Source organism: Chromobacterium indicum, assembly GCF_039708975.1.
GTDB lineage: Bacteria > Pseudomonadota > Gammaproteobacteria > Burkholderiales > Chromobacteriaceae > Chromobacterium > Chromobacterium piscinae.
Genome location: NZ_JAYFSJ010000005.1, coordinates 105,424 through 117,252, shown reverse-complemented (window position 1 = coordinate 117,252; position 11,829 = coordinate 105,424). Strand labels below are relative to the sequence as shown.

General features: G+C 66.3%; 9 protein-coding genes. 6 read left to right on the top strand and 3 right to left on the bottom strand.

Annotated elements, in window-relative coordinates:
• Positions 1-27 precede the first annotated feature (27 nt).
• Both VA599_RS08545 and VA599_RS08540 read left to right on the top strand, forming a co-directional pair.
• Positions 28-552: a hypothetical protein gene (locus VA599_RS08545; protein ID WP_346788266.1), complete on the top strand. Its 525-nt coding sequence runs from the start codon at positions 28-30 to the stop codon at positions 550-552.
• 84 nt (positions 553-636) lie between these two features.
• Positions 637-1,431 (top strand): hypothetical protein, encoded by a 795-nt coding sequence (locus tag VA599_RS08540; protein WP_346788264.1) that lies wholly within the window; start codon positions 637-639, stop codon positions 1,429-1,431.
• Between the two features lie 43 nt (positions 1,432-1,474).
• On the opposite strand, the gene VA599_RS08535 is transcribed toward VA599_RS08540, so the two are convergent.
• Genes VA599_RS08535 through metH form a run of 3 tightly spaced genes read right to left on the bottom strand, consistent with a single transcriptional unit; the run spans position 1,475 to position 6,126 of the window.
• Positions 1,475-1,903 (bottom strand): hypothetical protein, encoded by a 429-nt coding sequence (locus VA599_RS08535; protein ID WP_346788263.1) that lies wholly within the window; start codon positions 1,901-1,903, stop codon positions 1,475-1,477.
• Complete coding sequence (locus VA599_RS08530) at positions 1,900-2,403, bottom strand: DUF2878 family protein (protein WP_346788262.1); 504 nt, start codon at positions 2,401-2,403, stop codon at positions 1,900-1,902. Before VA599_RS08530 ends, VA599_RS08535 begins: the two co-directional genes overlap by 4 nt.
• A gap of 9 nt (positions 2,404-2,412) precedes the next feature.
• Complete coding sequence (gene metH / locus VA599_RS08525) at positions 2,413-6,126, bottom strand: methionine synthase (protein WP_346788261.1); 3,714 nt, start codon at positions 6,124-6,126, stop codon at positions 2,413-2,415.
• Between the two features lie 124 nt (positions 6,127-6,250).
• Between metH and VA599_RS08520 the strand changes: the two genes are divergently transcribed.
• The 4 genes from VA599_RS08520 (at position 6,251) to VA599_RS08505 (ending at position 11,739) form a co-directional block, all read left to right on the top strand.
• On the top strand, positions 6,251-7,009 hold the full coding sequence (locus VA599_RS08520; protein WP_104945773.1) for a substrate-binding periplasmic protein: 759 nt from the start codon (positions 6,251-6,253) through the stop codon (positions 7,007-7,009).
• Between the two features lie 97 nt (positions 7,010-7,106).
• Complete coding sequence (locus VA599_RS08515) at positions 7,107-9,248, top strand: UvrD-helicase domain-containing protein (RefSeq protein ID WP_346788260.1); 2,142 nt, start codon at positions 7,107-7,109, stop codon at positions 9,246-9,248.
• A 65-nt stretch (positions 9,249-9,313) separates the two neighbouring features.
• Positions 9,314-11,026, top strand: a complete 1,713-nt coding sequence (locus VA599_RS08510; RefSeq protein ID WP_021479188.1) for a tetratricopeptide repeat-containing response regulator — start codon at positions 9,314-9,316, stop codon at positions 11,024-11,026.
• On the top strand, positions 11,014-11,739 hold the full coding sequence (locus tag VA599_RS08505; protein WP_346788259.1) for a LytR/AlgR family response regulator transcription factor: 726 nt from the start codon (positions 11,014-11,016) through the stop codon (positions 11,737-11,739). Before VA599_RS08510 ends, VA599_RS08505 begins: the two co-directional genes overlap by 13 nt.
• Positions 11,740-11,829: the final 90 nt, after the last annotated feature.

Genomic DNA, 11,829 nt, shown 5'->3' with positions numbered 1-11,829 from the left:
CTCCCAGACTGGCCAAGGAGACCGTCCATGCGCATGTCCCGCTCCACCATACTCGCCCTGCTGGCGCTGAGCGCCGCGCCGCAGATCCATGCCGCGGCCTGCACCGCCAACGCTAATGTCCAGACCAGCGCCAAGTCCGACGCCGACAACCGCGCGGCCGGCGGCAAGGGCGGCCACGTCGGCCTGCACATGAAAAACGCGGCGCTGCCGCTGCCGCCCAGCGGCGCGCAAAGCCAGATCGACAAATCGGTGTTCGAAAACTGGGCCGCTTTCAAGCAGTCCTTCGACAAATGGAGCAAGGACACCACCAAGCCGCACGTCAATTGCGGCACCAGCGGCGGCCCCAAGGACATCGTCGACGCCGGCCTGGTCGGCGTCACCCAAGGTTGGAAATGCACCAAGGCCGGCGACAACGGCCTGTGCGAAACCTGGCAGAAATTCACCCCGGTCAAGGTCTGCTTCTGGTATTACAACGCGCCCGGCAGCGGCGGCACCGCCGGCAAATGGCTGCTGAACACCGCCTATCCGTCGCTGAACGCGGATTGTTCCTGACGCCTTGTCCCCCGTCATGGCCGGCATGCCGCCGGCCGCGGCCGCTCTGCTAGAATGGCGGCTTCGATTCTCCATTCCCCTTCCATGCGCAGCCGTCTCTCCGCCGTCATCGCCAGTTGGCCCTTCCTGATCTCGCTTCTGCTGTTGCTGGCCAACGATTGGTGGCTGAAGCCAAGCCATCCGGGCTGGCTCAGCGGCAAACTGTCCGATTTCGCCGGCCTGATGCTGATCGGCCTGCTGCTGCAGGCGGCCTGGCCGCGCCGCTTTCTGGCATCGGCCACCGGCCTGGCGCTGGCCTGGCTGTGGTGGAAAAGCCCCATGTCGACGCCGGCGATCCAGTCCTTCAACACCGCGCTGCCGTTCGCCATCGCCCGCACCGTCGACTACGGCGACCTGATCGCGCTGTGGGTGCTGCCCTTGTGCCGGCTGGCCTGGCTGCGGCATGAGCGGATGGCCGCGCTGCCGGCGGCCGCTCGCCGCAGGCTGGCGCCGCCCTTGGCGCTGGCGGCCGTGCTGGCCTGCGCCGCCTCCGCCGTTCCGTACAGCCAGCAATACGGCGTGCGCGCCCGCGTCGCGGCCGCCCGACTGGACCGCGCCAAAGTGATCGAGGCGCTGGACGCCGTGGCGGCGCAATACCGGCTGCGCTGCGAGCGCTGCGATCCGGGGCAGGACGATGGCTATTACAGCGGCGGCCAGCCCAAGGTGCGGCTGAAATACCGCTTCGCATCGGAGCAGGAAGTGCGTTTCGACATCTGGACGGTGCTGCCGGGAGTGTTCAACGGCAGCGAGCGCGAACGGCTGCAGGCGATGCGCGGCAGCATCCGTCAGGAAATGGCGCGGCGCTTGCCGCAGCTGGACTATCTGGAACCGGTCAACTGAGCGTTATCCACAGCGGACGCCCGATCATCCCACTTACCCACAGCTACCACGCGCAGCGTCGCCCAGACGCGTCCAGCGCGGCCAGATCCTCGGCGAATTCGACTTCGCGGCCGCCGACGCCGCGGTAATGGAAACCGTAATAGCGGGCGCCCTGATGGACCGTGGTATAGCGGCCATGGACTTTCCCGTCGACGATCTCCAGCCATTCGTCGGTGAACTGCCAGGGCCGGTCCTCGGCCAGAATTTCATGCTCGCCGCGCAGCCATGCCAGCGTGATCGGCCGGCCGCGCTTGCCATAGCGGACATAGGCCGCCTGCCAGCCGGCGTCCGCGTCGCCGACCACGGTGAACTGCAAATGGACCGGCTTGCCGCCGTTGTCGGCGCTGAAGCAGCGGGTCTCGCTGTCGACCGCGGCCCAAGCCGACCAGGGCAGGCACCACAGCAGCGCCATCCCCAGCATCGCCCGCTTCATTCCGTCCTCGCCGCCGCCGGAAGGCGGCCGGCCAGCCTCAGCGTCTGCGGCAGCAGCAAAGCCCACAGCAGCGCCAGCAAGGGCAGCAGCAGCCACCATGCCGCGCCGGGCTGCAAGGCCTGCAGCTTGAACGCCGCGTAACGGGCCAGCGGCGCGGCGATCGCGCCCAACAGCATCAGCACGCGCGGCGACGGCCGCCAGGCCTGCAGCAGCCACACCCACCAGCAGGCGAAACCCAGCCACCACACCATCATCCACAAAGGCAGCGCGCCGACGCCGACGAAGCGCAGCAGACCCGCGGCCGCCAGCGCCAGATCCAGCAGGCAGCCGATGCCGGCCAGCAGCAGCGCCCGCCCGCGCAGGCCGCGCGGCAGGGCCTCCCACAACAGCAGGGCGGCGGCCAGCGTCACCATCACCCAGCGGTCGCGGCACACGGTCAGCAGCAGCCACCAGCCGCCGAAGGCGAGGCTGGCGAGCGCGGGTTTGAGCCAAAGCTTCATCGAGGCCGCCTAGGCGTCGTAACCCAGATTCGGCGCCAGATCGCGCTCGGCCTGCTCGATGCTGACGCCGCGGCGCTCGGCGTAACTGGTTACCTGGTCCTTCTCCACCTTGCCGACGCCGAAATAGCGCGATTGCGGATGGCTGAAATAGAAGCCGGACACCGCGGCGGTGGGCAGCATCGCGTAGCCCTCGGTCAGCGTCATGCCGATGGCCGGCGCGTCCAAGAGCTGGAACAGCTCGGTCTTCACCGTATGGTCCGGGCAGGCCGGATAGCCGGGCGCCGGGCGGACGCCGCGGTACTGTTCGTCTATCAGCGCCTCATTGTCCAGATGCTCGTCGGCGGCGTAGCCCCAGAACTCGCGCCGCACGCGGGCGTGCATCAGCTCGGCGAAGGCCTCGGCCAGGCGGTCGGCCAGCGCCTTCAGCAGGATGGCCGAGTAATCGTCGTTGGCGTCCTCGAAGCGCTTCACGTGCGGCTCGATGCCGATGCCGGCGGTGACGGCGAAAGCGCCGATGTAGTCGTCGACGCCGCTGTCCTTGGGCGCGACGTAGTCGGCCAAGGCCCAGTTGGCCTTGCCGTCCATCTTGGGCAGCTGCTGGCGCAAGCCGACCCAGGTCATCAGGCTGGCGCGGTTGTCCGGATCGCGGATTTCGATGTCGTCGCCATTGACGCTACTGGCCGGGAACAGGCCGATCACCGCGTTGGCGGCCAGCCAGTTCTCGTCGATGATCTGCTTCAGCATGACTTGGGCGTCTTCATACAGCGCGCGCGCCGATTCTCCGACGATCTCGTCATTCAAAATGCGCGGGAAGCGGCCGGCCAGCTCCCAGCTCTGGAAGAACGGCGTCCAGTCGATATAGGCGGCGATCTCGGCCAGTGGATAGTTTTCGAAACGGCGCACGCCCAGCCATCGCGGCTTGGGCGGCACATAATCGGCCCAGTCTATCTTTTCCTTGTTGGCGCGCGCGGCCTCCAGGCTGACCACCTTGCGGTTGGCCTTGTTGGCGTGGCCTTCGCGCGCGCGCTGCTGCTCGGCCAGGTTTTCGGCGACGAAGGCGTCCTTCAGGGTGTCGGACAACAGGTTGGAGCAGACGCCCACCGCGCGGCTGGCGTCCGGCACGTAGATGACCGGCTGCCGGTAGTGCGGCGCGATCTTCACCGCGGTATGCACCTTGGAAGTGGTGGCGCCGCCGATCAGCAGCGGCACTGCGTGATCCAGCCGCTGCATCTCCTTGGCAACGTGGCTCATCTCCTCCAGGCTGGGGGTGATCAGGCCGGACAGGCCGATGATGTCGGCCTTGTGCTCGACGGCGGCGTCCAGGATCTTCTGGCACGGCACCATCACGCCCAGGTCGATCACCTGGTAGTTGTTGCAGCGCAGCACCACGCCGACGATGTTCTTGCCGATATCGTGCACATCGCCCTTGACCGTGGCCATGATGATGATGCCCTTGGCCGGCGCGTCGGCCAGGCCCAGTCGGATTTTCTCTTCCTCGATGAACGGCTCCAGGTGGGCGACGGCGGCCTTCATCACCCGCGCCGATTTCACCACCTGCGGCAAAAACATCTTGCCGGCGCCGAACAGGTCGCCGACCACGTTCATGCCGTCCATCAGCGGGCCTTCGATCACGTGGATCGGCCGCGCCGACTTCAAGCGCACCTCCTCGGTGTCCTCGACGATGAAGGTGGTGATGCCCTTGACCAGCGCGTGCTCCAGCCGCTTTTCCACCGGCCAGCCGCGCCAGGCCAGGTCCTCGCCCTTTTTCTCGCCGACCGCCTCGCCCTTGAATTTCTCGGCCAGCTCGATCAGGCGCTCGGTGGCGTCGCCGCCGTCCTTGGGATGGCGCATCAACACCACGTCCTCGATGCGGTCGCGCAGTTCGGCGTCGACCTCGTCGTACACCTCCAGCGCGCCGGCGTTGACGATGCCCATGGTCATGCCGCGCTGGATGGCGTGATACAGGAACACCGCGTGTATCGCTTCGCGCACCTTGTTGTTGCCGCGGAAGCTGAAGCTGACATTGGACACGCCGCCGGAAATCTTGGCGTGCGGCAGGTGCTGCTTGATCCAGCCGGTGGCCTCGATGAAGTCCAGGCCGTAGCGGGCGTGCTCGTCTATGCCGGTGGCGACGGCGAAGATGTTCGGGTCGAAAATGATGTCTTCCGGCGGGAAGCCCACCTCGTCCACCAGGATGCGGTAGCTGTGGTCGCAAATCTCGATCTTGCGGGCGTAATTGTCGGCCTGGCCTGTCTCGTCGAAGGCCATCACGATCACCGCCGCGCCGTAACGGCGGATCAGCCGCGCCTGCTCGACGAACTTCTCCTTGCCTTCCTTCATCGAGATCGAGTTGACGATGCCCTTGCCCTGGATGCATTTCAGGCCGGCCTCGATCACCTCCCACTTCGAGCTGTCGATCATGATCGGCACGCGGGCGATGTCCGGCTCCGACGCGATCAGATTCAGGAAGCGCACCATCGCGGCGTGGGCGTCCAGCATGCCCTCGTCCATATTGATGTCGATCACCTGGGCGCCGTTCTCCACCTGCTGCCGCGCCACATCCAGCGCGGTGGCGTAGTCGCCGTTGAGGATCAGCTTGGCGAAGGCGCGGCTGCCGGTGACGTTGGTGCGCTCGCCCACATTCACAAATAAATCACTGTCGCCGATGTTGAACGGCTCCAGGCCGGACAATCGGCACTTGGCCTCGATCTGCGGCAGCGCGCGCGGCGCGACGCCGTCCACCGCGCGGGCGATGGCGGCGATGTGTTCCGGCGTGGTGCCGCAACAGCCGCCGACGATGTTGATCAGTCCGCTCTCCGCCCACTCGCGCACGTACTCGCCCATCGCCTGCGGCTCCAGGTCGTAGCCGCCGAAAGCATTGGGCAGGCCCGCGTTGGCGTGCACCGACACATAGGTGGCCGACACCCGCGACATTTCCTCCACGTAAGGCCGCAGCAGGTCAGGGCCCAACGCGCAGTTGAGGCCGAAGCTGGCGGCGTCGGCGTGGGACAGCGAGTTGTAGAAGGCCTCGGTGGTCTGGCCGGTCAGCGTGCGGCCGGACTGGTCGGTGATGGTGCCGGAAACCATGATCGGCAGGCGCGGCGTATCCGGATGCTCGTCGAAGTACTTGTGGATGGCGAACACCGCCGCCTTGGCGTTCAGCGTGTCGAAAATGGTTTCCACCAACAGCAGGTCGGCGCCGCCGGCCACCAGGCCGTCTATCGCCTCGGTGTAACTCTCCACCAGCGCGTCGAAGCTGACGTTGCGGTAGCCGGGGTCGTTGACGTCCGGGCTGATGGAACAGGTGCGGTTGGTGGGGCCGAGCACGCCGGCGCAGAATCGCGGCTTGGCCGGGTTCTTCGCGGTTTCCGCTTGGCACAGCTCTTTCACCAGCCGCGCCGCCTCGCGGTTGATCTCCCACACCAGCTCTTCCATCCGGTAGTCGGCCATCGCGATGGAGGTGGCGTTGAAGGTGTTGGTTTCGATGATGTCGGCGCCGGCGTCCAGATAGGCCTGGTGGATGCCGGCGATCACGTCGGGGCGGGTCAATGCCAGCAGATCGTTGTTGCCTTTGACGTCGCAACGCCAGTCGGCGAAACGCTCGCCGCGGTAGTCGGCCTCGTCCAGCTGGTGGCGCTGGATCATCGTGCCCATGCCCCCATCCAGGATCAGGATGCGTTGCGATAACTGCTGATAAACGGGATGAAGGAATGGCTTTGTCATGGCGGTGGCTGGTATTTTGTCTAAAACGAAAGCAAACGCTGGTAACCGGTTGGCTTCAATCCATCTTAACATCGTCATTCGATGCGTCAGTCTTCCGGCAATAGAATATTGAGAGAGTACCCATATGGCCAGTTTGCATAAGAAATGGCTGTTGCCGTTGTGTCTATTTTCCGTGATAGCCCAGGCCGAACCGGCGCCATTGCGAATCGGCGTATCGGATACCGACGCCGCGCCGATCGCGGTGCTGGCCGAGGACGGCAGCACGCTGAGCGGGGGCCTGGCCCGCGATCTGGGCGCGCTGCTGGCCGACGAGATGGGCATGAAGCCGCAATTCACGCTGCTGGCGCGGCGACGGGTGGAGCCATCGATAGAGACCGGCAAAGTGGACATCATCTGCAATGCCAACCCGGACTGGTTCGCCAACTCCGCCCGCCTCAATTGGAGCCATGAAATCTATCCGTTGACCGAGCGCATGCTGTCGCTAAAAGGCCAACCGCCACTGCGGCAGCTGGACGATCTGGCCGGCAAGCGCATCGGCACCATCCACGGCTACCATTACCCGTCGCTGGAATACCTGTGGTCCGGCAACCGCAGCGAGCGCGTCACCGAGGCCCGCTTCGACCTGCTGCCCAAATCGCTGGAGAAACGGCTGAGCGATGTGGCCATCGTCACCGAGCTGACCTATGTCTGGTGGGCGCGCGGCCATGCCCAGGAGGCGGCCAGCTTCAAGATCCATCCGCTGGTGGTGTCGTCGCAGCCAACGATGTGCGCGCTGTCACAGCGCTCGCCGGTGAAGCTGGACCAGTTGAACCGCGCGATCGACCGCCTGCACAAGAGCGGCCGGCTTAAAACGCTGATGTCGCACTACCTATGGCAGGAGTAAGCGCCGCTTCCGGCTGATCCTCCGCGCCGCCGGACCGGGACGGGCCGCCCAACTCGCATGCTAAAATGGCGTTTTTGCAGCGAAAAAGCGTCCCGACATGAGCGATCTGTTAGCCGGCCTGAATCCCGAACAACTGCGCGCCGTCACCTGGCCCGCCAAGAGCGCGCTGGTGCTGGCCGGCGCCGGCAGCGGCAAGACCCGGGTGCTGACCACCCGCATCGCCTGGCTGTTGTCCACCGGACAGACCTCGCCGGCCGGGGTGCTGGCGGTCACCTTCACCAACAAGGCCTCGCGCGAGATGCAGACGCGCCTGTCGACGCTGGTGCCGGTCAATGTGCGCAATATGTGGATCGGCACCTTCCACGGCCTGTGCAACCGCTTCCTGCGCATCCACTACCGGGACGCCGGCCTGCCGCAAACCTTCCAGATCCTCGACTCCGCCGACCAGCAGGCGGCGATCAAGCGCCTGCTGAAAAGCCTGGAGCTGTCGGACGAGAAATACCCGCCGCGCGCGGTGCAAAGCTTCATCAACGGCAATAAGGAAGCCGGCCTGCGCGCCGAATCGCTGCCGCCGGCGCTGAACCCGTACGAAGCCAAGCTGGTGGAGCTGTACGCCGCCTACGACGCCCAGTGCCGGCGCGAGGGCGTGGTCGATTTCGCCGAGCTGCTGCTCAGAAGCTACGAGCTGCTGTCCCGCAACGAGGCGCTGCGCGCGCATTACAGCAGCCGCTTCGCCCACATCCTGGTGGACGAATTCCAGGACACCAACCGCCTGCAATACGCGTGGCTGAAACTGCTGGCCGGCGGGCACGGCGCGCTGTTCGCCGTCGGCGACGACGACCAGAGCATCTACGCCTTCCGCGGCGCCGAAGTGGGCAATATGCGCGCGCTGCTGTCCGACTTCCAGGTGGCCGAGCCGGTGCGGCTGGAGCAGAACTATCGCTCGATGGGCAACATCCTCAACGCCGCCAACGCGCTGATCGAACGGAACGACGGCCGCCTGGGCAAGAACCTGTGGACCGACGCCGGCGAGGGCGAAAAGATCCGCTTCTACCAGGCCGGCAGCGACGGCGACGAGGCCGAATTCATCATCGATGAGGTCAAGAGCCTGCACCGCGAAGGCCTGGCGCTGTCCGACATGGCGGTGCTGTACCGCTCCAACGCCCAATCGCGGCTGTTGGAGCACGTGCTGGTCAACGCCCAGATTCCGTACCGGATCTACGGCGGCCTGCGCTTCTTCGAGCGCCAGGAGATCAAGCACGCGCTGGCCTACCTCAGGCTGGTCGCCAACCCGGACGACGACAACGCGCTGTTGCGGGTGATCAATGTGCCGGCGCGCGGCATCGGCGCGCGCAGCGTGGAAAATCTGCAGGCCGCCGGCCGCGAGCAGGGCATTTCGCTGTGGCAGGCCGCCTGCGGCGCCGGCAGCGGCCGCACCGCCGCCAAGATCGGCGAATTCGTGCTGCTGATCGAGCGGCTGCGCGAGCAGAGCCGCGACTTCAGCCTGGCTGAAACCATCAGCCTGGTCATCGACCGCAGCGGCCTGCGCGACATGTACGAGCAGGACAAGAAAGACGGCGAGGAGCGGCTGGCCAACCTGGACGAACTGGTCAACGCCGCCGCCAGCTTCCTGCCCGACCAGCCAGAGCAGGCGCTGACCGAATTCCTGTCCGCCGCCAGCCTGGAGGCCGGCGAGCACCAGGCCGACGCCGGCAGCGACGCGCTGCAGCTGATGACGGTGCACGCGGCCAAGGGCCTGGAGTTCGACGCCGTATTCGTCAGCGGCCTGGAAGAAGGCTTGTTCCCGCACGAGAACAGCGTGATGGACGGCAAGGGCCTGCAGGAAGAGCGCCGGCTGATGTACGTGGCCATCACCCGCGCCCGCAAGCGGCTGTACCTCAGCAGCGCGCAGAGCCGGATGCTGCACGGCCAGAGCCGCTACCCGATCCCGTCGCGCTTCATCGACGAGATTCCGGCCGAACTGATCCATTCGCTGTCTGCTACAGTGAAAGCACCCGTTGCGCCGCAGCAGACGCGGCGCGCCGCCGCCATGCCGCGCCGGCAGGCGGAAAACGCCTACGGCCTGTCCATCGGCCAGGCGGTCAGCCACGCCAAGTTCGGCATCGGCGTGGTGATAGACGCCGAGGGCAACGGGGAGGATGTGCGGCTGCAAATCAACTTCGCCGAACACGGCGTCAAATGGCTGGATATGCGCTATGCGAAACTGAGCCCGGCCTGAGCCGGGACGCGCGCGCCGCCGACACTGCGATCCGCAACCACAGCACAGCGAGCCGACGAGGCGTCATGAGCGAAACCACTCCCTCCCCGGCAGCGGCGCCCGCGCCGGTGCACCACGTGAAGGCGGCGCCGACCCGCAGCGCCGCCTTCGATGATCCCTACGCCAAGCGGCTGTTTTTGATCATAGACAGCCTGCCGCAGATGCAGCGCGCATTGGCGATGACCCTGTCGTCGTTCGGCGCCAACTCGGTCGAATACGCGGCCAAGGCCAGCGACGCGCTGGCCAAGATGGCCAAGTACGAGTTCGACGTGGTGCTGTGCGACTACGATCTGGGCAACGGCTACGACGGGCTCTACCTGTTCGAGGAGATCCGGGAGCGCAACCTGCTCAAGCAGTCCTGCGTGTTCATGATCGTCACCGGCGAACGCCGCGCGCAGCGGGTGATCTCCGCCGCCGAACTGACGCCCGACGACTACCTGCTCAAGCCGTTCACCGGCGAGGTGCTGCGCGACCGCCTGGAGCGGGCGATGCGCAAGCGCGAGGCCCTGCGGCTGGTCGACGAGAGCGTGCTGCGCCACGAATACCTGTCCGCCATCGAAACCTGCGGCCTCAAGATCGAGGAAAACGGCGAGTTCGCGCTCGACTTCATGCGGCTGAGAGGCTCGCTGGCGCTGAAGATCAACGACTTCGACACCGCCCGCGACGCCTATATGCAGGCGCTGCGCGTCCGCCCCTCCACCTGGGCCAAGATGGGGCTGGCCAAATCGCTGGCCGGGCTGAAGTCCCACGACGAGGCGCGGCTGCTGTTCGAGGCGGTGCTGGCCGACAACAACCAGGTGATGGAAGCCTACGACTGGCTGGCCCGGCTCTACCGCGGCCACGACCTGGGCCGCGCCCAGCACACGCTGCAGACCGCGACCGAAATGTCACCGGTGGTGTTCCGCCGCCAGCAGCAGCTGGCCCAGATCGCGCTGCTCAACCACGACCTCGCCACCGCCGAGACCGCCTGCCAGCAGACGCTGGACATCGCCAAATACTCCTGGCACCGCAGCCCCACCCATTACGCGGCGCTGCTCCGGGTCCAGCTGGCCCGGGGCGACAGCGGCAACGCCGCCCGCACGCTGGCCAGCCTGCGCCACGACTACCGCTACAACGAGGAAGGCGAGTGGCTGGCCGGCGTGATGGACAGCCAGCTGCAAACCAAGAACGGCAACGCCGACAAGGCCCGCGAACTGCTGCAGGCCGCCGGCGAGCGCTTCAAGCAGCTGGCCCCCAAGCTGGATCAGGAATCGCAGCTGGAGTACGCGCGCGCCTGCTACCAGCAGGGACGGGACGGCCAGGGCAACGACGTGATGGAATACCTGGTGCGCAACCACCACGACGACGAGGACATGCTGGCCCACTTCGGCGACATGTTCGAGGAGATCGGCCTGGGACAGGCCGGCCGCCAGCTGATCGCCCAGAACGTCAAATCGGTGCTGGAGCTGAACAACCAGGCGGTGCGCGAAGCGCAGTCCGGCCAGTTCGACGCGGCGATCGACCGCTTCGTCAAGGCGCTGGATGAAATGCCGCACAACGTGCAGATCATGCTCAACCTGATCAACGCGGTGATGGCCTACGTCAGCCAGAACGGCTGGCACGAAAGCCATATGCGCCGCGCCTACGAGCTGCTGGGCAAGGTGCGCGACATCGCGCCCACCAACAACAAGTTCCAGAAGATCCTGCACTCCTGGCGCGCGCTGGTGAACAAGATGGACAAGCCGCAATGGGCGCTGTGAGCGCGCTGCGGGCGCTGGTGGTGGACGACGAGGCGCTGGCCTGCGAGCGGCTGCGCCAACTGCTGGCCGATTGCGGCGTCGAGGAGGTCCATTGCCTCGCCGACGGCAAGACTGCGCTGGACTGGCTGGCCCGCCACCCGGTCGACGTGCTGCTGCTGGACATCAGCATGCCCGGCCTGGACGGCATCGCGCTGGCCCGCCAGCTGCGGCAGCAGGCGCTGGCGCCGGCGCTGGTGTTCAGCACCGCCCACGACCACTTCGCGGTGGAGGCCTTCGAACTGGACGCCGCCGACTATCTGCTCAAGCCGGTGCGGCGCGAGCGGCTGGAACAGGCGCTGCAACGCGCCCAGATGCGGCGGGAAGGCCGGCAGCAGCCCAGCTTCACCGTGCGCCAGCGCGGCCGCCTGCTCAACGTGCCTTTCGCCGACGCGCGCTACCTGAAGGCCGAGCTCAAATACGTCACCCTGGTCACCTCCGACAACGAATACCTGCTGGACGACGCGCTGGTGGCGCTGGAGCAGCGGCTGGGCGAATCGGCGCTGCGCATCCACCGCAACTGCCTGGTGATGCGCCACGCGGTGCAGGAGCTGTGCCGGGGCGACGACGGCGACGACGAACAGTGGATTGTCAGACTGCGCGACATCCCGACGCCGCTGCCGGTCAGCCGCCGCCAGATCCATGCGCTGCGCGCCGCGCTGAGCGTAGGCAATTGATTACGTACTACTACTTAAAACCGACATTCCCCGGTTTATTGCTAAAAAATAGACCCGTTGTTCTTATAGAATCGTTCACTGCTGAATATA